This is a genomic window from Streptococcus infantis, assembly GCF_047460685.1.
In the GTDB taxonomy this organism is placed as follows: Bacteria; Bacillota; Bacilli; order Lactobacillales; family Streptococcaceae; genus Streptococcus; species Streptococcus infantis_AD.
On sequence record NZ_JASHFS010000017.1, the window covers coordinates 34,511 to 53,485 of the forward strand.

At 38.4% G+C, this 18,975-nt stretch carries 25 protein-coding genes, 1 tRNA gene and 1 other annotated feature; of the genes, 19 read left to right on the forward strand and 7 right to left on the reverse strand.

The window, feature by feature from the left end:
* The first annotated feature begins 4 nt into the window (after positions 1-4).
* A complete protein-coding gene (locus QM917_RS08835) occupies positions 5-424 on the forward strand; it encodes a F0F1 ATP synthase subunit epsilon (protein WP_000068038.1) in 420 nt (139 codons plus the stop codon).
* 41 nt (positions 425-465) lie between these two features.
* On the opposite strand, the gene QM917_RS08840 is transcribed toward QM917_RS08835, so the two are convergent.
* On the reverse strand, positions 466-1,473 hold the full coding sequence (locus QM917_RS08840) for a lactonase family protein (protein ID WP_414285484.1): 1,008 nt from the start codon (positions 1,471-1,473) through the stop codon (positions 466-468).
* A gap of 209 nt (positions 1,474-1,682) precedes the next feature.
* On the opposite strand from QM917_RS08840, the gene QM917_RS08845 reads away from it, so the two are divergent.
* The 5 genes from QM917_RS08845 to QM917_RS08865 all read left to right on the forward strand — a co-directional run bounded on the left by QM917_RS08845 (position 1,683) and on the right by QM917_RS08865 (position 6,119).
* On the forward strand, positions 1,683-2,846 hold the full coding sequence (locus QM917_RS08845; RefSeq protein ID WP_414285485.1) for an AI-2E family transporter: 1,164 nt from the start codon (positions 1,683-1,685) through the stop codon (positions 2,844-2,846).
* Positions 2,836-4,065 carry a tetratricopeptide repeat protein gene (locus QM917_RS08850; RefSeq protein ID WP_414285486.1) on the forward strand — a complete coding sequence of 410 codons (1,230 nt, stop codon included), beginning with the start codon at positions 2,836-2,838 and terminating at the stop codon, positions 4,063-4,065. Before QM917_RS08845 ends, QM917_RS08850 begins: the two co-directional genes overlap by 11 nt.
* 182 nt (positions 4,066-4,247) lie before the next feature.
* On the forward strand, positions 4,248-5,084 hold the full coding sequence (locus QM917_RS08855; protein WP_414285487.1) for a DegV family protein: 837 nt from the start codon (positions 4,248-4,250) through the stop codon (positions 5,082-5,084).
* Positions 5,085-5,190: 106 nt separating this feature from the next.
* Positions 5,191-5,466 carry an HU family DNA-binding protein gene (locus QM917_RS08860; RefSeq protein WP_001284633.1) on the forward strand — a complete coding sequence of 92 codons (276 nt, stop codon included), beginning with the start codon at positions 5,191-5,193 and terminating at the stop codon, positions 5,464-5,466.
* Positions 5,467-5,798: 332 nt separating this feature from the next.
* On the forward strand, positions 5,799-6,119 hold the full coding sequence (locus QM917_RS08865) for a heavy metal-binding domain-containing protein (RefSeq protein WP_414285488.1): 321 nt from the start codon (positions 5,799-5,801) through the stop codon (positions 6,117-6,119).
* A gap of 44 nt (positions 6,120-6,163) precedes the next feature.
* On the opposite strand, the gene QM917_RS08870 is transcribed toward QM917_RS08865, so the two are convergent.
* Together QM917_RS08870 and QM917_RS08875 are read right to left on the reverse strand one after the other, a co-directional pair.
* Positions 6,164-6,406: a type B 50S ribosomal protein L31 gene (locus QM917_RS08870; RefSeq protein ID WP_000710764.1), complete on the reverse strand. Its 243-nt coding sequence runs from the start codon at positions 6,404-6,406 to the stop codon at positions 6,164-6,166.
* A gap of 92 nt (positions 6,407-6,498) precedes the next feature.
* Positions 6,499-7,437 carry a DHH family phosphoesterase gene (locus tag QM917_RS08875; RefSeq protein WP_414285489.1) on the reverse strand — a complete coding sequence of 313 codons (939 nt, stop codon included), beginning with the start codon at positions 7,435-7,437 and terminating at the stop codon, positions 6,499-6,501.
* Between the two features lie 103 nt (positions 7,438-7,540).
* Here QM917_RS08875 and QM917_RS08880 point away from each other — a divergent pair, with 103 nt between their 5' ends.
* From QM917_RS08880 to QM917_RS08910, 7 genes are all read left to right on the forward strand, one after another.
* Positions 7,541-7,984, forward strand: coding sequence for a flavodoxin (locus QM917_RS08880; RefSeq protein WP_075229059.1), 444 nt, complete (start codon positions 7,541-7,543; stop codon positions 7,982-7,984).
* A gap of 121 nt (positions 7,985-8,105) precedes the next feature.
* Positions 8,106-8,372, forward strand: a complete 267-nt coding sequence (locus tag QM917_RS08885) for a chorismate mutase (protein WP_075229058.1) — start codon at positions 8,106-8,108, stop codon at positions 8,370-8,372.
* Entirely contained in the window at positions 8,369-8,743 is a 375-nt protein-coding gene (crcB, locus tag QM917_RS08890; RefSeq protein WP_075229057.1) for a fluoride efflux transporter CrcB, read from the forward strand. The genes QM917_RS08885 and crcB (QM917_RS08890) overlap by 4 nt, the downstream gene beginning before the upstream one ends.
* Positions 8,737-9,066: a fluoride efflux transporter CrcB gene (gene crcB, locus QM917_RS08895; RefSeq protein ID WP_075229056.1), complete on the forward strand. Its 330-nt coding sequence runs from the start codon at positions 8,737-8,739 to the stop codon at positions 9,064-9,066. Before crcB (QM917_RS08890) ends, crcB (QM917_RS08895) begins: the two co-directional genes overlap by 7 nt.
* 118 nt (positions 9,067-9,184) lie before the next feature.
* Positions 9,185-9,532: a 50S ribosomal protein L19 gene (gene rplS / locus QM917_RS08900; protein ID WP_001068669.1), complete on the forward strand. Its 348-nt coding sequence runs from the start codon at positions 9,185-9,187 to the stop codon at positions 9,530-9,532.
* A 42-nt stretch (positions 9,533-9,574) separates the two neighbouring features.
* Positions 9,575-9,646 (forward strand) — tRNA-Arg (locus QM917_RS08905).
* A gap of 153 nt (positions 9,647-9,799) precedes the next feature.
* Complete coding sequence (locus tag QM917_RS08910; protein WP_414285490.1) at positions 9,800-10,402, forward strand: AbiV family abortive infection protein; 603 nt, start codon at positions 9,800-9,802, stop codon at positions 10,400-10,402.
* 39 nt (positions 10,403-10,441) lie between these two features.
* Here the strand turns inward: QM917_RS08910 and yidA are convergent, their stop codons facing one another.
* Both yidA and QM917_RS08920 read right to left on the reverse strand, forming a co-directional pair.
* A complete protein-coding gene (gene yidA, locus QM917_RS08915) occupies positions 10,442-11,248 on the reverse strand; it encodes a sugar-phosphatase (protein ID WP_414285491.1) in 807 nt (268 codons plus the stop codon).
* Between the two features lie 12 nt (positions 11,249-11,260).
* Positions 11,261-12,565, reverse strand: a complete 1,305-nt coding sequence (locus tag QM917_RS08920; RefSeq protein WP_414285492.1) for an HD domain-containing protein — start codon at positions 12,563-12,565, stop codon at positions 11,261-11,263.
* 72 nt (positions 12,566-12,637) lie between these two features.
* Between QM917_RS08920 and QM917_RS08925 the strand changes: the two genes are divergently transcribed.
* On the forward strand, positions 12,638-13,015 hold the full coding sequence (locus QM917_RS08925) for a DUF1934 domain-containing protein (RefSeq protein ID WP_414285493.1): 378 nt from the start codon (positions 12,638-12,640) through the stop codon (positions 13,013-13,015).
* 115 nt (positions 13,016-13,130) lie between these two features.
* Here QM917_RS08925 and QM917_RS08930 read toward each other — a convergent pair whose 3' ends face one another.
* Positions 13,131-14,213: a DEAD/DEAH box helicase gene (locus QM917_RS08930; protein WP_414285494.1), complete on the reverse strand. Its 1,083-nt coding sequence runs from the start codon at positions 14,211-14,213 to the stop codon at positions 13,131-13,133.
* Positions 14,210-15,187 carry a Gfo/Idh/MocA family protein gene (locus QM917_RS08935; protein WP_414285495.1) on the reverse strand — a complete coding sequence of 326 codons (978 nt, stop codon included), beginning with the start codon at positions 15,185-15,187 and terminating at the stop codon, positions 14,210-14,212. Before QM917_RS08935 ends, QM917_RS08930 begins: the two co-directional genes overlap by 4 nt.
* A gap of 145 nt (positions 15,188-15,332) precedes the next feature.
* Between QM917_RS08935 and QM917_RS08940 the strand changes: the two genes are divergently transcribed.
* From QM917_RS08940 to QM917_RS08960, 5 genes are all read left to right on the forward strand, one after another.
* The gene (locus QM917_RS08940; RefSeq protein ID WP_414285496.1) at positions 15,333-16,010 is read left to right on the forward strand and encodes a YoaK family protein; all 678 of its coding nucleotides are present in this window, start codon (positions 15,333-15,335) and stop codon (positions 16,008-16,010) included.
* 73 nt (positions 16,011-16,083) lie between these two features.
* Positions 16,084-16,263 (forward strand) — a sequence feature (ribosomal protein L21 leader region).
* 34 nt (positions 16,264-16,297) lie between these two features.
* A complete protein-coding gene (gene rplU / locus QM917_RS08945) occupies positions 16,298-16,612 on the forward strand; it encodes a 50S ribosomal protein L21 (protein WP_000109137.1) in 315 nt (104 codons plus the stop codon).
* 15 nt (positions 16,613-16,627) lie between these two features.
* A complete protein-coding gene (locus QM917_RS08950) occupies positions 16,628-16,972 on the forward strand; it encodes a ribosomal-processing cysteine protease Prp (protein ID WP_075229048.1) in 345 nt (114 codons plus the stop codon).
* Positions 16,973-16,988: 16 nt separating this feature from the next.
* Positions 16,989-17,282, forward strand: a complete 294-nt coding sequence (gene rpmA, locus QM917_RS08955; protein ID WP_075229047.1) for a 50S ribosomal protein L27 — start codon at positions 16,989-16,991, stop codon at positions 17,280-17,282.
* A gap of 255 nt (positions 17,283-17,537) precedes the next feature.
* Positions 17,538-18,975, forward strand: a 1,438-nt coding sequence (locus QM917_RS08960) for a YSIRK-type signal peptide-containing protein (RefSeq protein ID WP_414285497.1), incomplete at its 3' end; no start/stop codon positions are given.

The window sequence follows — 18,975 nt, forward strand, 5'->3', positions numbered from 1 at the left end:
ATCTATGGCTCAGTTAACTGTCCAGATCGTGACACCAGATGGCCTCGTCTATGATCATCATGCCAGCTTTGTATCGGTTCGAACTCTGGATGGTGAGATGGGGATCTTGCCACGACATCAAAATATGATTGCGGTATTAGCAGTTGATGAAGTTAAAGTTAAACGAGTTGATGATGATTCTCATGTAAACTGGATAGCAGTAAACGGAGGAATCATTGAGATTGCTAATGATGTCATAACTATCATTGCAGACTCAGCTGAGCGTGCTCGTGATATCGATATTAGCCGTGCAGAACGTGCCAAACTTCGTGCAGAACGTGAAATCGAAGAAGCGCAAGACAAACACTTGATTGACCAAGAGCGTCGTGCTAAGATTGCATTACAACGTGCTATTAACCGAATCAATGTCGGAAATAAATTATAAAAAAATGAACTTGATTTGAGAATCAAGTTCATTTTTTATGTTTAAAATGTGACGCAAACCGCTTCGGGAACGTGGAAATCATTGGAAGGTTCTGCAAGACGACCAGTCTCTGGATTACGTTTAAAGACAGTTGCATTATCAGAATCCTGGTGAACGGCGATGAGGAATTCTTGGTCTGGTGAGAGAATACAGTCACGAGGAGTTTTCCCGTTTGTAGGAACGAATTCCAACAATTCTAAACTACCATCAGCGAGAACAGTGTAAACTACAATAGAATCGTGACCACGGTTTGATGCATACAGATATTTTCCATCTTGTGAGAGACGAATAGCAGCAGTTCCATTAAAGTCATTAAATCCTTCAGGAAGGGTAGAAATAACTTGCATTTTTTCAAATGCACCAACACCATCATAAATCAATACTTCAATTGTACTATTGAGTTCACAGATGAGATAAGCAATCTTGTAGTGGTTGTGAAAAACAAGGTGACGTGCACCAGCACCAGGACTACAATTGTAGGTAGTTAGCTTATTTAGTTTTCCTTCTGGATTGACATCATAAGTAGTAACCTCATCAGTACCTAAGTCGCAAGTGACTAAATACTGATCTGGTGTTAAATCTGTAAAGTGTACATGTGGAGAAGCTTGATTTTCATGAGGACCATGACCGCTATGCTGAACTGTATCAGCCAATTCTAGACTACCATCTTCTTTACGTTTATAGACCAAAACTTGTCCCTTGTGATAGTTAGCACCATATACTAGGCTACGTTTCTCGTCAACAGCCACATAGCAGTGAGGAGCACCTTCTGTCACAACATGATTTAGCAAAGTACCATCTGTTTGATAGGCAGCAATTCCACCTTGTCCATCTTTGCTACCGACAGTGTAGAGGTGATTTTCTTGATCAAATGCAAGATAGGTAGGACTTGGCTCAGCAGCAAATAGTTTAAGATTGGATAGTTGCCCAGTTTCTGTATCAAAATCAGCTTGATAAATCCCTTGGGATAAACGACGTGTGTAAGTTCCGAAATAAATTGTTTCAATCATAGCTATACCTCTAAATAAAGATGTTTCTATTATATCATAAATTAGGAGACCTGAAGAAAATAGTGAAAAAAGTATGAAACATCTAAGTATAAAAATAGTAAAAAGCAAGGTCGCTTTGTTAAAGTTCTCAATAGTCACCTCAACACTTTAAAAACAGTTTATTCCCTATAAAAATGGTATAATGAAAGGACAAAGGAAAGGAAGTAGATATGGAACAAAAAGAGAAACATTTTAATTTATCTTGGTTTTTTAAATGGTTTTTAGATAATAAGGCTGTTACAGTTTTTTTGGTAGCCTTGTTACTAGGTCTGAATATTTTTATTTTAAGTAAGATTAGTTTTTTATTTATCCCTGTTGTGGATTTTTTATCGGTTGTCATGTTGCCTGTTATTTTATCAGGATTGCTTTTTTATCTCTTAAATCCACTGGTGGATTTGATGGAGAAGTACAAGATAAATCGTGTCTTAGCCATTAGTATTATTTTTGTCATTATTGCCATACTCTTGATTATTGGTCTGGCAGTTGCGATTCCAAATCTTCAACGTCAAGTAGTTATTTTTGCGCAAAATGTACCAAATTATCTCGAAGATGCTGACAGAGTTATTGATGATCTTGTAACTAAGCGGTTACCAGATGACTTTAGACCTCAACTAGAACAGGTTCTGGCTCAATTCTCAACACAAGCAACTGCTTGGGCAAGTAATATTTCATCAAAAGCTGTGAACTGGGTAAGTGCTCTTATTAGTGGAACGTCACAAGTCATTGTTGCTTTGATTATCATGCCCTTTATGCTCTTTTATCTCCTTAGAGATGGAAAAGGTTTGAGAGATCATATCACTCAATTCTTACCAAATAAATTGAGAGAACCAGTAGGTAAGGTTCTAACGGATGTGAACCAACAACTTTCTAACTATGTTAGAGGACAAATTACTGTTGCTGTCATCGTAGCAATTATGTTTATCATCTTCTTTAAGATTATTGGTTTGAGATATGCAGTGACTCTTGGAATTACTGCAGGGTTTTTAAATCTTATTCCTTATCTTGGAAGTTTCCTTGCCATGCTACCAGCTCTGGTCTTAGGTTTAATTGCAGGACCAGTTATGCTCTTGAAAGTTATTATCGTTTTTATCGTAGAGCAAACGATTGAAGGTCGTTTTGTATCTCCATTGATTCTAGGTAGTCAATTAAACATCCATCCAATCACTATTCTATTTGTTTTGTTGACGTCAGGTTCTATGTTTGGTGTTTGGGGAGTCCTACTAGGAATTCCTGTTTATGCTTCAGCAAAAGTTGTTATTTCAGCGATTTTTGAATGGTATAAAAAAGTCAGTGGTCTGTATGAGTTAGAAGAGGAGGTTGAAGGTGAGCAATAGTCAAAAAATGCTTGAAGCTTTGGATCAGCAAGATTTAACAAAAGCTGATCACTATTTTCAAAAAGCCTTGGAAGAAGACCCTGATGATCTTCTTCTGGAACTGGCTTATTATCTAGAAGGTATTGGTTTTTATCCACAAGCTCGTCAAATCTATGAAAAACTAGCACCAATATTTCCAGAAGTAAATCTCAATCTAGCCAGTATCGCAAGCGAAGACGGACAAATTGAAGAAGCGTTTGCCTATCTAGAAGAAATTCAACCCAATAGCGATTCTTATGTATCTGCGCTTGTCTTAAAGGCTGATTTTTATCAAATGGAAGGATTGACGGATGTAGCTCGTGAGAAGCTCTTAGAAGCTCTTAATTACTCTGAGGATCCTTTATTGATTTTTGGGCTAGCAGAGTTAGATAGTGAACTTGGAAATGATTTAGAAGCGATTAAGGGCTATGCTCAACTGGATAATCGTGAAATATATGAGCAGACAGGGATTTCGACCTATCAACGAATTGGAACTGCCTATGCTCGACTTGGAAAGTTTGAATCAGCCATAGAGTTTTTAGAAAAATCTTTAGAGTTAGAATATGACGATCAGACTGCATTTGAATTAGCAAGCCTTTACTTTGATCAAGAGGAATATCAAAAGGCAGTTTTATATTTTAAACAGCTAGATACTATTTCTCCAGATTTTGAAGGGTATGAATATGGTTATAGTCAGGCTCTCCATAAGGAACATCAGACTGAGCAAGCCTTACTGATAGCTCAACAAGGCTTGGAAAAAAATCCATTCGAAACACGTTTATTACTCCTTGCTTCACAATTATCTTACGAATTGCATCAACCTGAGCAGGCAGAAGCTTATCTTCTTCAAGCCCAAGAAGATGCGGAAGACCAAGAAGAAATCCTCTTGCGACTAGCAACCATGTATCAGGAGCAAGAACGGTATGAGGATATTCTAGCCTTAGAAGTATATGAGCCAGAAAATCTCTTGACTAAGTGGATGATTGCTCGGAGTTACCAAGAAACTGAAGATTTGGATGCTGCCTATGAACCTTATCAGGCATTGGTTCCAGAACTCAAGGAAAATCCTGAGTTTTTAGAGCAATACATTCATCTATTACGCGAACTTGGAAGGTTTGAAGAAGCAAAAGAACAGATTCAACACTATCTCAAGTTGGTTCCTGATGATATACAGATGCAGGAATTGTATGAACGTTTATGATAAATGAACAGTAGTCGTCTTAGTAGGCGACTATTTTGATAAAATGAAAGATTTAAAAATCTATAAATTCCATCATAAAAATGAATAAATACAGTATGAATTTTTAGCTTTTTTTTGATATAATTGTTATAGTTAAATTGAAAAAACTCACTCAAAAAGTGAGACATAGAAAGATTTGAATTATGACACAAGTAAAAATTGTAACGGATTCGTCAGTTACCATTGAACCAGAAGTGGTCAAAGAATTAAATATTACCGTTGTTCCCCTCTCTGTAATGATTGATAGTGTTCTTTATTCGGATGCTGATCTTGAAGAAGGGGAGTTCCTTCGCTTGATGCAAGAGAGTAAAAATCTTCCTAAAACAAGTCAACCTCCAGTGGGACTTTTTGCTGAGATTTTTGAAGAGTTGAGTAAGGATGGTAGTCAGATTTTAGCGATTCATATGTCGCATGCCTTATCTGGCACTGTAGAAGCAGCTCGTCAGGGAGCCAGCCTTTCGACTGCTAAAGTAACTGTAGTAGATAGTTCTTTTACAGACCAAGCCCTCAAGTTTCAAGTTGTTGAAGCAGCCAAATTAGCTCAAGAAGGGAAAGATTTAGAAACAATCTTGGCGCATGTAGAAGAGGTTAAGAAAAATACAGAGCTCTTCATTGGTGTTTCTACCTTGGAAAACCTTGTTAAAGGCGGTCGTATTGGCCGTGTTACAGGTCTTTTAAGCTCTCTATTAAATATCCGAGTAGTTATGCAGATGAAGGATGACGAGTTGCAACCTATCGTGAAAGGACGTGGTTCCAAGACCTTTAAAAAATGGTTGGATGAGCTAGTTTCAAAATTATCAGAACGTTCTGTTGCAGAAATTGGAATTTCTTATTCAGGCACTAATGACTGGGCTAAAGAGATGAAAGAAGTCCTACAAGACTATGTTGAAAAACCAATCTCTGTCTTAGAAACGGGTTCAATTATTCAAACTCACACAGGTGAAAATGCTTGGGCTATTTTGATAAGATATGATTCCTAATAAAATAAAGAAAATCGCAAGAAATAGCGTTTTTGACTTGACCAATAAGAGATTTTAGGATATGATTGTAATTGTTAATTAGAAATTATTTGGAGGAATTATTAACATGGCAAACAAACAAGATTTGATCGCTAAAGTAGCAGAAGCTACAGAATTGACTAAGAAAGACTCAGCAGCAGCAGTGGACGCTGTATTCGCAGCAGTAGCTGATTACCTTGCAGCTGGTGAAAAAGTTCAATTGATTGGTTTTGGTAATTTCGAAGTTCGTGAGCGTGCAGCACGTAAAGGTCGCAACCCACAAACTGGTAAAGAAATTACAATCGCAGCTTCAAAAGTTCCAGCATTCAAAGCTGGTAAAGCTCTTAAAGACGCTGTTAAATAATGAATTTAGAAAAAGCCTGTCATATCAAGCATTTGAGCTTGTGTGACAGGCTTTTTTTGTGTATAGGGGGCATTTTTGGGGGCAGGGAAGAACAGCCTCTTCTTTGCCAGTCAGGGACACCAATCTCTACCTATTTGTAAGATTGGTGAAGCTGAGAAAGCTATACCAAGTTAGGTCTGTAAAGGAAACTTTCAAGCCCTTATCAATACAGTTGGCACTAAACTGATAGCAGTCAAGGAGGTGAGCAGATTTTCTGAACCTCTTATAGAATTTCTTGACAGAGTTAGTGAAAGGGTTTACAATTATATAAAAGAAGTTAGGAGGAAAGGAAGATGATTATTTCAACAACGGGAATTGAAGGCAAGAAAATCCTAGCCTACAAAGGAATCGTCTTTGGTGAAGTGGTTGCTGGGGTTAATATGTTCAAAGATATGGCTGCTGGCTTCCGTAATGTTTTTGGTGGCCGTGCTAGTAGTTATGAAGGTGAATTGACTCAAGCTAGAGAAGAAGCTCTAGCAGAAATGATGGAGCGTGCAAGTGAACGTGGAGCAAATGCTATTATAGGCGTAAAAATGGACTATGAAACGTTAGGTGCTGAAAATGGTATGCTGATGGTCACCTGTAGTGGAACAGCAGTGGTGGTTGAATCTTAATTTTAGGAACAAAAAAAGAACAGTTGGAACTGTTCTTTTTATGATTATTTGAGACCGTATTTTTTGTTGAAACGATCCACGCGTCCATCTGCTTGAGTGAACTTTTGACGTCCAGTGTAGAATGGGTGTGAGTCTGATGAAATTTCCACACGGATCAATGGGTAAGTTTCGCCTTCGAACTCAACTGTTTCGTTAGAGCGTTTTGTTGAACCGCTAAGGAATTGGTAACCAGTAGTTGTGTCCATGAAGACAACTGGGCGATATTCTGGATGGATATCTTTTTTCATTTTGCAATATTTCCTTTCTGCCATGGTCTCTTTGCGAGCCATAGATTGTTACCATACTAGTCTATCAGATTCTGATAAGTTTGGCAAGCTTTTTATCTATTTTTCAGCAAGTTTTTTAATTTTTGGTAGATGAGCTCATTCTCTTCTAAACTATAGGAGTTAGCACCACTTGCAAGGGGATGGCCACCGCCATCATGTTCTTTTGCAACACTATTGATTGGAACGAATTTACTGCGAAGCCGAACACGATAGTGGCCATCTGCTTGTTCCACAAATATTCCCCAAAGGTTAACAGTATCAATACGACCTGGAGCTCCAACAATAGCAGCTGTTTCAGAATCAGTTATTTGGTAAGACTGGAGAAGTTCTTGGCTTAGAATCACACGGGCAACTCCATTTTCATCGACTTCTAGGTGATCATAGACATAACCTTGTAGTTTGGCAATTTTGAAACTAATCGTGTCCATTTTACGAGTTAATTCTGCATAGTCAAAATTATGTTCGCGTAGATGGCTTGCGATACGAAGAGTACGACTAGAAGTAGAAGGATATAAGAAACGACCAGTATCACCAATAATACCTGCACACAATAGTTTAGCAGCATAATCCGAAAGCTCAAGCTTTGTTTCTTCTGCAAAGAGGGCAATCATCTCACTAGCGCTACTAGAGTTAGTATCTACCCAGACTAAGTCCCCATAAACTTCGTCATTTGGATGGTGGTCAATCTTGATAACAGTTTCAGCCTGTTGGTAACGCTTGTCATCAATGCGAGCCGTATTGGCTGTATCACAGATAATTGCAAGAGCACCGTGGTAGTCACTATCTGAAACTTGATCCATCTTTGCCAGCCATGTTAGTGTTGGTTCATCATAACCAACTACCTTGATATTTTTCTCTGGGAAATGATGTTCCAAGAGAGCCTTTAGTCCAACCTGACTTCCCAAGGCATCAGGGTCTGGTTTCATATGACGGTGAATGATAATGGTATCGTATTCTTTAATTCTTTCTAAAATTTGGTGGCAAATCTCCATAAATAACCTCAATTCTTTCTCATTTCATTGTAGCACAAGAGTTTTTATTTTTAAAATGAAAAAGATGTGATATAATGGAGAAAGATAAATTGAGGAGGACGATATGGCATTAGCAAAAATTGTATTTGCCAGTATGACCGGTAATACCGAAGAAATTGCAGATATTGTAGCAGATAAATTACGTGACTTGGGATTGGATGTCGATGTGGACGAGTGTACAACTGTTGACGCTTCAGACTTCCTAGAAGCAGATATCGTAATTGTAGCAACCTATACCTACGGAGATGGAGAATTACCTGATGAGATGATGGACTTCTATGAAGACCTTGCAGATCTCAACTTGAATGGCAAAATCTACGGAGTGGTCGGTTCAGGTGATACTTTCTACGATGAATTCTGTAAGGCTGTTGATGATTTTGATCATGTATTTGCTTCTACAGGAGCTGAAAAGGGTTCAGAATCTGTCAAAGTAGATCTTTCTGCAGAAGAAGAAGATATTGAACGCTTAGAGCAATTCGCAGAAGAGTTAGCTGCTAAAGTAGGGTAAAGATCTGACTGTGCTGACTAAACAAGGTTGGTGCAGTCTTTTTCGTTTCTTAGCAGTTTCTTTTTTGAGCCACTTTGAAGAAGACTTTTGTATAAAACCATGAAATAAAAAAGGAGACGAGATGGATTTGGAAGTTATTCGTCAACAGATAGATCAAGTTGACCAAGAATTAGTTGGCCTTTTAGAAAAACGTATGACCTTAGTAGATCAGGTGGCGACCTTTAAAAAAACGTCAGGAAAGCCAGTCTTTGATAGTAAAAGAGAGGGAATAATATTTGAGAAAGTAAGAAATCGGGTAGAGGATAAGCAGTATCAGGAGCCGATAGTTGCGACTTTTTCAGATATTCTCAAGCGGTCTAGAGACTACCAGGAGCAGAAACTCTTATGAAAAAAGAACGATTCTATCCGTTAGGAATTTTTCTAGCTGCTATGTTGGGTGGCCTTGTCCGCTATCTGATTTCTACATGGTTACCAGCTAGTCCAGGCTTCCCTTGGGGAACTCTTTTTGCTAACTATCTAGGGATTTTTTGCTTAGTTTATCTTGTAAAAGGCTATCTGGTTTATAAGGGGACCAGTAAGGGCCTGATTTTGGCACTTGGTACTGGCTTTTGTGGCGGTTTGACCACTTTTTCTAGTCTCATGTTAGATGCCGTAAAATTGCTGGATACAGGTTCTTATCCAAATCTAGTTATCTATCTAGTTTTGAGTATTGGTGGAGGGCTTTTATCGGCTTATTATCTAGGGAGGAAGAAATGGTAATCATTTATCTAGCACTTGCTTGTGGAGTCGGAGCACTTGTCCGTTATTTCCTATCTAGTCTCAATCAAGAGAGGGTTTTACCACTAGGGACACTTCTTGCAAATCTTCTAGGTTGCTTTTTAATTGGTTTATTCTATAATTATGTGGAAGATAAAGAGATCTATACTATTCTTGCTACAGGTTTTTGTGGAGGTCTAACCACTTTTTCAACCTTGAATGATGAACTTCAAAGACTGTTGAGCGATAAGAAAGTATTTTTCAGCTATTTTATCTTAACCTACCTAGGTGGATTAGTAGCGATTTTTTTAGGAATTTTGCTATAAATTTCTTTACTTTTTTTTAGAAATTTGGTAAACTGTATCTTGTGTGTAATGGACGCACAAAAATACAGTTTATCCGCTGAGGAAGTTTCCTCAAGATTGACAAAGATAGGAGAATAAAATGAATCCATTAATCCAAAGCTTGACTGAAGGTCAACTTCGTACTGATATCCCATCATTCCGTCCTGGTGACACTGTTCGTGTACACGCGAAAGTTGTCGAAGGTAACCGTGAACGTATTCAGATCTTTGAAGGTGTTGTTATTGCACGTAAAGGTGCTGGCATCTCTGAAAACTACACAGTTCGTAAAATCTCTAACGGTGTAGGTGTTGAACGTATCTTCCCAATTCACACTCCACGTGTTGAAAAGATCGAAGTTGTTCGTTACGGTAAAGTACGTCGTGCGAAATTGTACTACTTGCGTGCTCTTCAAGGTAAAGCAGCTCGTATCAAAGAAATCCGTCGTTAATTCGACCAAAAAACTCTGCTCATTCGGCAGAGTTTTTCTCTAGCTCCCTTAGTTCAATGGATATAACAACTCCCTCCTAAGGAGTAGTTGCAGGTTCGATTCCGGCAGGGGGCATATAAACTATTGATTTTGCTGGGTGTTTGAGGTGTTTCGCCCCAAATTCGCCCCTAAATTACAAGAATTATATAAAGTGTTGACATAGGTTTGATAAGCAACCCCTAGAATTACTTTGACAAATTATCATGAATTATAAAATTTGGAGTACTAATGGTCGATAAAGATTTTTCTTTTGATAAGATAGAATCTATCTTAAACGGAACTAGCAATTTTTATATTTCTTCAAATGAAGAATTGAATAAATGCTTAGATCATGTTGTTCAGTTGATTTCGGATTCATATGTTTTATATATAAATAATTCATATACCTTCTCCTCTTTTTTAGCTATTAGTGTGCTAGAAGAGGTTGGAAAAATTCAAATGGGAATATTTATTAAAGGTTCAGATTCCTATGTGAGAAAAGATAAATTAAGAGATCATAAGTCTAAACAAATTGTTGGAGCGAGCTACACTATTTGTATGGGCGAAAGGATTAAAAATGCAATTTCTAATGAAAATTTGGAAAAAATTTTTCAATTTATTTATTCTGGAGAATTGAAAGATTTAAGAGAAAAAGTAATTTATTGTGATAGAAAAAATAACAGTATTGTGACACCAAAAGATTTAATTACTCAAGAACTTGCAAGAAATCTACTTTTATTTGCGATAGAATCATTTGATGATAATCTGGTGGGATGGACAAATTACTCAATTGAGTTATCAAAGAAAACTGATTTGTTTTTTGAAATTATTGCTAATTCTAAAATGAAATAGACAAAAACCGCTCTGCTGAGCGGTTTTTGTCTATTCTTTCTACAACACCCAAGTTCGAATGGCATGGGCAACGCCGGATTCGTCATTTGTTTTAGTGATGTATTTGGCGATTTTTTTGAGTTCTGGATTTCCATTTTCCATGACGACGGGGTTACCAACGACTTCCAGCATGGCACGGTCATTTTCTTCGTCTCCGATAGCCATGGTTTCATCTTTGGTCAATCCTAGTTTCTCAGCCAAGTGAGTAATAGCTGACCCCTTGTCTACATTCTTTTTAAGGAGCTCAAGGTAGAAAGGAGCAGATTTGTTGATGGAGTAGCGCTCATAAAATTCTGCAGGAATATTTTCAATAGCGGCATCGAGAATTTCCGGTTCATCGATAAACATACACTTGACGATTTCCTTGTCAGCCATTTCTTCAGGTGTACGGTAGAAGATGGGCATGCTGACGAGGGTTGATTCGTGCACTGTGTATTTTCCGATATTGCGATTAGCAGTGTAGATACCATCCTTAGTAATGGCGTGCATGTGAACGCCAAGTTTGCGACTGAGGAATTCCATATCTAGATAATCCTCATAAGTCAAGGATTCGCTGATAATTTCATGTCCTGTAGCAGTTTCTTGGACAAGAGCACCGTTGAAGGTCACTACATAGTCACCTTCATCTCTTAATTTCAAGTCATCTAGAAGTTTGGCAACTCCTGCGATAGGACGTCCAGTTGCAATCATAACTTTGACACCAGCTTTTTTGGCATCTTGAATAGCGGCAAATACTTCAGGAGTGATTTCCTTCTTACTGTTGACAAGGGTTCCGTCGATATCGACAGCGATTAGTTTAATACTCATATAGTTCCTCTTTTAGCTTTTATTGGGTTTGAAATGATCATTTTCAATCAAGTGTAAAAATTGCTGAGTGATGCTTGCAAAGATGCTGTTTTGATCCAACATTTCTTTTGGAAAATAGAAACGATTATCTCCGTGGCGACTGCCAGCAAGGGATTGAACGATAGGAGACAGGCTAGAGAGTTCTGCTAGTTCTCCGTTTTTTTGTATAATCTCAATCTGCGTCCGTGGGTTTTCTGATTCAGGGCGATAGATATCATAAGGAAGGTCAAAGTTCTTATGAATAGCTGTGTAATAGTCAGGATCAAAGCCGATATCTTCAACCAATTTTCTCATAGATGCAAGCTGTTCTTGATCCTCTTGAGAAAAGGTAATTGATTTAAAGACCTTGCGATTGACAAAGCGTTGCGATAAGTCTGCGAGAATCTTGTCAGGACTGGTCATCCATAGTTGGAAATAGGTATTCATAACTCCGTCATCCAAAGATAGATAGTCAGCCAAGCTAACATTCTTTTCGAAAAATGGGAGTAGATGAGGAGAAGTTCGAGCAAAGAATTCTTTGTTGTCTGGATAAAGTTCTTTAGCGCGTTTCAAAAGATTTTGAAGAAGAACTTCCATAGCACGTGTTGCTGGATGGAAATATACCTGCATATACATTTGATAGCGACTAAGAACATAGTCTTCGATGGCATGCATGCCATTTCGCTGAAAAGCGATGCCATTTTCAACAGGACGAATGACCCGTAGGATACGAGTCAGGTCAAATTCCCCATAAGAAGCTCCTGTAAAATAGGAGTCACGTAAGAGATAGTCCATGCGATCTGCATCAATCTGACTGGAAATGAGTTGTACGACCTGCTTGTTAGGATAGGTATGGTCGATGACACTGGCTACCTTTTCTGGAAAATCTGGAGCTACCTGTAAAAGAACCTGGTGAATTTCTGTCTCAGGGCTTTGGATAATTTCCTGAGTAATAGACTCATGGTCAGTATCAAAGAGATTTTCAAAGGTATGCGAGTAGGCACCATGTCCTAGGTCATGAAGTAGGGCTGCAGTCATGGTTAAGAGGGACTCGGAAGGATCCCATTCTTTAGGATACTTTTCCTCAAAAATCTCTGTGATACGGCGTGCAATCTCGTAAACACCTAGACAGTGAGAAAAGCGACTATGCTCTCCACCATGAAAGGTATAACTGGATGTACCCAACTGCTTGATTCGACGAAGCCGTTGAAATTCTTTTGTATTGATCAGGTCATAAATAACCTGATTATTAACGTGGATATAGTTGTGAACAGGGTCACGAAATACTTTTTCATTCATAAGACCATTATAGCAAAATACTGAGCTTTTTGGTAAAATAGTAGGGATAATAGAGACGAAAGAGGACTTGAAGTGAATATTCGAATGAGAAATACCATCCAATTTGATGAACAATTGGAAGTGATCGACCAACTTTATGACGTTGAGTTACGTGAGAAAGGTGATTTTTCCTATCTCCTTTTTTACAATGAAGAGAAAGAAAAAGTGGTACTCAAGTTTAATGATACAGAGTTGGTGATGTCTCGATTTTCCAATCCCAAGACCATCATGCGTTTTCTGAAGGAAGATGATAGTTTAGCCTATATTCCTACACCAATGGGGATACAGGAGTTTATCATCCAAACAAGCCATTATCAAGTTGAACAACAAAAGATTGGACTAGCCTATCAACTACAAAATAAAGAAGGAAATCCATTTGCAAACTATCGCTTAGAAATTACCTGGGGGTAAGAAAGCTGGTGGAGGAGAAATCAGTAGATAAAGTTTCGATTTCGAAGTTCTAAATCAGCTAGCAGGTCAAAGTTTTTTGCTAATAAAAAATGAGGTTGGGATTTTTATCCCAACCTTATTTGATATACAGTTCTTGATTTTTCAAGACAATTTCACGTACACTTGCAAATTTTTTGAGCTTTTTGATTTCTTCGGGATGCGTTACAAGTGTGATTACATAACCCTCTTTTCCCATACGTCCTGTACGGCCAGCGCGGTGAGTGTAAGTTTCCATATCTCTAGGAACGTCAAAGTTAACCACGCATTCCAAGCTATCAATGTCGATACCACGAGCTAGAAGGTCTGTTGCAAGAAGCAGTGTTAGTTGCTTGTCTTTGAATTTTTCGAGAATAACTTTTCTGAATTTAACGTTGACATCGCTAGCTAGTGAAACAGCTAAAACATCGCGATACTGCAATTTTTCCTCAGCGCTTCCGAGGTCTGACAAACTATTAAAGAAGACTAGGCCACGGAAATCCTTGACATGTGCCAGTTTTCTAAGCATATCAACCCTGTGTCGTTGGTCTACTTGCATGTAGAAGTGTTGGATGTTATCGAGCTTTTGATCGGATAGATCAATCGTGCGCGTGTTAGGTGCAATCTTATCTTGGTCAAATTTGGTAGTGGCACTCATATAGATGAGTTGGTGGTCACGAGGTGCGTAGTGAGTGATTTTCTCAACAAAGTGAATTTGAGAATCATCTAGCAACTGATCGAACTCATCAAGAATGATCGTTTCCACGTTCATCATCTTGATCTTCTTCAATTTAATCAGTTCAAAGATACGACCAGGAGTTCCAATAAGGATTTCTGGGCCTTTTTTAAGTCGTTCGATTTGACGTTTCTGACTCGAACCAGAAAGGAAGAGTTGAGCAGTCAAGCCAATTGCTTCACCCCAAGTTTTAGTTACCTCAAAAATCTGACCAGCCAGTTCAGTATTTGGTGCTAAAATCAATAGTTGCTGCGCTTTTTTCTTTTGGAGACGAAGAAGACTTGGTAGGAGATAAGCTAAAGTTTTACCTGTACCAGTTGGACTGACTCCAAGAAGATTTTCACCGTCTGTTATAGGCTCAAAAAGTTGAGTTTGAATGGGGGTAAATTCTTGGAAACCGAGTTGGTCAAGGAGTTCCAGCCATTCGGTAGGTAGTTTGTTTTTCATTTTTCTGCCTCAAATCTAATGCCAGCAGTCTGGCGCATGGTGTAAAGTAGCTTATGGACGTGTGTTGCATCATCTAGCCAAGCTTGGTAAAGTTCTAGGTTTGGATGTTTGATCATGTTCGCGAAAGCAGCGACCTCCTCAGTCATGGTATGAGGTGCCTGCTGAATAGGAAGATGTGTTTCATTACCTTGATGATCAGTGAAAATAGCTGATTGGACATGCTCGATTGTATTAAGTGTCAAGGTTCCATCAGTAGTATAAATCTCACAAGGAAGATTAGAAGTGATATTCTTTCCTGCTTTGATGTGTACTTGATAGTCAGGATAGTAGAGCATGCCGTCACCGTTCAAATCGATACTATTATCTAGTTTCTGAGCTTGATAGGTTGCATGAGTCGGTTTTCCAAATAAGCGAACAGCAGCGTAGATAGGATAAATACCAAGATCCATAAGTGCACCACCTGCAAAACGGTCTGAGAAAACATTAGGAGTATCGCCAGCAAGAAGGTTAGGCATCTTAGAAGAATACTTGGCATAGTTAAAATCTGCCCCTAAAACTTGCTTGTCTGCAAGAAAGTCTTTGATTGTGGCAAAAGCATCTTCGTGATAGTTTCTTGCTGCTTCAAAGATAAAACATTGATTTTCTTGAGCTGCTTCAACTAAATCCTGCCATTCTTGTGGTTGAGTCACCGCTGGTTTTTCAAGGATAACATGCTTGCCAGCAGATAAAGCAGCCTTAGCTTGAGTAAAGTGTAGAGAATTTGGACTTGCGATATAGACAACATCAAATTCAGACTGGAAGAAATCCTCTAAATTATCAAATAGACTAACATTTTGATAAGGACTAGTAAATTGCTGAGCAGTCGTGAGCTTTCTTGAATAAACAGCCACTAACTGGAATTCCTGACTAGTATGAGCAGCTTCTATAAAGTGGTGACTGATTGCACCAGTACCGATAATACCAAGTTTTAGCATGAAATCTCCTTTTCTACAAGTAATGACTGCTTTCATTATATCACAGATAGACTAAACTAGCCAAAGGGAGACAAATCTTTTATTTGACACTTCGAAAAATTAAGAGAAAATGGTACAATAGTTTTAGTAGAATTAGGAGTGTAGTATGAGATTATTACCAATGAGAAAAATTTCTCGTCATTCAAAAAGATTGGCGCTTTTTTTGACTTTTTGTGCGGGCTATGTAGACGCCTATACCTTTATCGAAAGAGGAAATACCCTAGTTGCAGGTCAAACTGGAAATGTGGTTTTTTTATCAGTTGGAATCGTTCAACACAATGTAGCAGATGCTGAAGTGAAAATATTGACCCTTTTGTCCTTCATGTTGGGAGTATTTCTCCTAACTATTTACAAGGAAAAATTGAAAATTGTAAAAAAACCAATTCTATCCCTTGTTCCTTTGGGAGTTTTATCCTTGATTATCGGATTTGTACCTTTAACAGTCGATAATCACTTTATAGTTCCGCCGCTTGCATTTTGTATGGGACTTGTGACAACAGCCTTCGGTGAAGTTTCGGGTATTGCCTATAATAATGCTTTTATGACGGGGAATATTAAACGAACTATGTTGGCTTTCGGTGACTATGTTCGAACCAAACATACCCCCTTTTTGCGAGAAGGTCTAATCTTTGTAAGTTTGCTATCGAGTTTTGTTCTTGGAGTTGTTGTCTCAGCTTATCTAAGTATTTTTTATGAAGAAAAAACAATTTTAGGAATTCCAATAATGATGAGCATTTTTTATCTAAGTATGCTTTTTGCTAATTGGAGGAAAAAAGTCGGATAAAAAGCTTAATTTTGATGATAAATGCTTGTCAAAAAAAAGAAATCGTGCTATACTTGTAGAGTTGACTATGCACAGTCCTGTGCAACCGCACGAACATCGTTGCTCGTCGTATAACAAATTTAAACTTCGTTATTATCGCCTCGCCTAACATAAGTTATGTCTTCGGCTCAATTCCTAGTTTATTCTTTGTTATACTAAGAGCTCTTCTTTTAAGTGGTTCGTCCCACGATGCTAGGCGAGTCTTCACAAAATACGGGGAAACCCCAAAAAATCATAGGAGGTGCATAATGAGCACATACGCAATTATCAAAACTGGCGGAAAACAAGTTAAAGTTGAAGTTGGTCAAGCAATCTACGTTGAAAAATTGAACGTTGAAGCTGGTCAAGAAGTTACTTTTAACGAAGTTGTTCTTGTTGGTGGTGAAAACACTGTTGTCGGAACTCCACTTGTTGCTGGAGCTACTGTAGTTGGAACTGTTGAAAAACAAGGAAAACAAAAGAAAGTTGTTACTTACAAGTACAAACCTAAAAAAGGTAGCCACCGTAAACAAGGTCACCGTCAACCATATACAAAAGTTGTCATCAACGCAATCAACGCTTAATTTTAAGGAGAACACATGATACAAGCAGTCTTTGAGAGAGCCGAAGATGGCGAGCTGAGGAGTGCGGAGATTACTGGACACGCCAAAATTGGCGAAAACGGCTTTGACGTCGTGTGTGCATCGGTTTCTACGCTTGCCACTAACTTTGTCAATTCAATTGAGAAATTTGCAGGCTATGAACCAATCTTACAATTAAACGAAGATGAAGATGGTTATCTAATGGTGGAAATTCCTAAAGATATCCCTTCACATCAGAGAGAAATGACTCAGTTATTCTTTGAATCATTTTTCTTAGGAATGGCAAACTTATCGGAGGACTCTTCTGAGTTCGTCCAAACCAGAGTTATCACAGAAAACTAACACGGAGGAAAACATTATGTTAAAAATGACTCTTACTAACATGCAACTTTTCGCCCACAAAAAAGGTGGAGGTTCTACATCAAACGGACGTGATTCACAAGCGAAACGTCTTGGAGCTAAAGCAGCTGATGGACAAACTGTAACAGGTGGATCTATCCTTTACCGTCAACGTGGTACACACATCTATCCAGGTGTAAACGTTGGACGTGGTGGAGACGATACTTTGTTCGCTAAAGTTGAAGGCGTAGTACGCTTTGAACGTAAAGGTCGCGATAAAAAACAAGTTTCTGTTTACCCAATCGCAAAATAATCGCTCTAAGTAGCATTAAATAAGGCTTTCCGAGTTTTCGGAGAGCCTATTTTTTATCTAAAAAGAATATAAGAAATTCAAACCCTGCTCATTCGTATTTTATATATAAAACAAAGTATGAAAGCGCAACTCAATTTTAAGACTTTTTTGTAAATTAAGAGTATAATCAAAGTGTGTTGCCTTTTTATAAGATAACAAGCTAATATAATAAAGTTTACCTTTCATATTTTTAAAATTGTATTTCAAGGAGGAATCATGGAAAAGTATTTTGGTGAAAAACAGCAGCGTTTTTCATTTAGAAAATTATCAGTAGGACTTGTATCTGCAACGATTTCAAGTTTATTTTTTATGTCTATATTAGGTAGTTCAGCTGTAGAGGCTCAAGAGACTAAAGGTGTTCACTATAAATATGTGACAGAGTTAGAGCTATCATCAGATGAAAAGGAGCAGCTTGTCTATGACATTCCGACATACATGGAGAATGATGATGAGACTTATTATCTTGTTTATAAATTAAATTCCCAAAATCAACTGGGAGAGTTGCCAAATACTGGAAGCAAGAATGATATGCAAACCTTGGTTGCTGGTGCTAGCTTAGCTGCTCTGGGAGTTTTAATTTTTGCCGTTTCTAAGAAAAAAGTTAAGAATAAAACAGTATTACATTTAGTATTGGTTGCAGGAATAGGAAATGGTGTTCTTGTATCCGCTCATGCTTTAGAAAATAATCTCTTACTGAATTACAATAATGACTATGAATTAACCTCTGGAGAAAAATTACCTCTTCCTAAAGACATTTCAGGTTATACATATATTGGATATATTAAAGAGGGAAAAATGACTTCTGATTCTAAAGTAAGTAATCAAGAGAAATCAGTAGCCACTCCTACAAAACAACAAAAGGTGGATTATAGTGTTACACCGAATTTTGTAGAGAATCCATCAACAGTACAGGCTACTCAGGAACAAACACCTGTTTCTTCAACTAAGCCGACAGAAGTTCAAGTAGTTGAAAAACCTCTTTCTACAGAATTAACGAATCCAAGAAAAGAAGAGAAAAAATCTTCAGATTCTCAAGCACAATTAGCCGAACATAAGAATGTACAAGCTGGAACTCTGGGAACCGACAAGGGCGAACCAGCGGTCCAGCCAGAATTACCCGAAGCAGTTGTGACTGATAAAGGCGAACCAGAAGTTCACCCAGAGTTACCAGAAGCAGTAGTAAGTGACAAGGGCGAACCAGCGGTCCAGCCAGAATTACCCGAAGCAGTTGTTACTGATAAAGGAGAACCAGCAGTCCAACCCGCCTTACCCGAAGCAGTTGTGACTGACAAAGGTGAGCCGGAAGTTCAACCTGCGTTACCAGAAGCAGTCGTGACTGATAAGGGTGAGCCTGCAATTCAACCTGAATTACCAGAAGCTGTTGTAAACGCCAAAGGTGAACCGACAGTCCAACCCGCCTTACCAGAAGCAGTTGTAAGCGATAAAGGGGAACCTTCTGTCCAATCCGCCTTACCCGAAGCGGTTGTAACTGATAAAGGAGAACCAGAAGTTCAACCTGAATTGCCAGAAGCAGTTGTAACCGATAAAGGCGAACCTGCAATTCAGCCAGAGTTACCCGAAGCCGTTGTAACTGATAAAGGTGAACCCGCAGTTCAGCCTGCATTACCCGAAGCCGTTGTAAGTGATAAAGGAG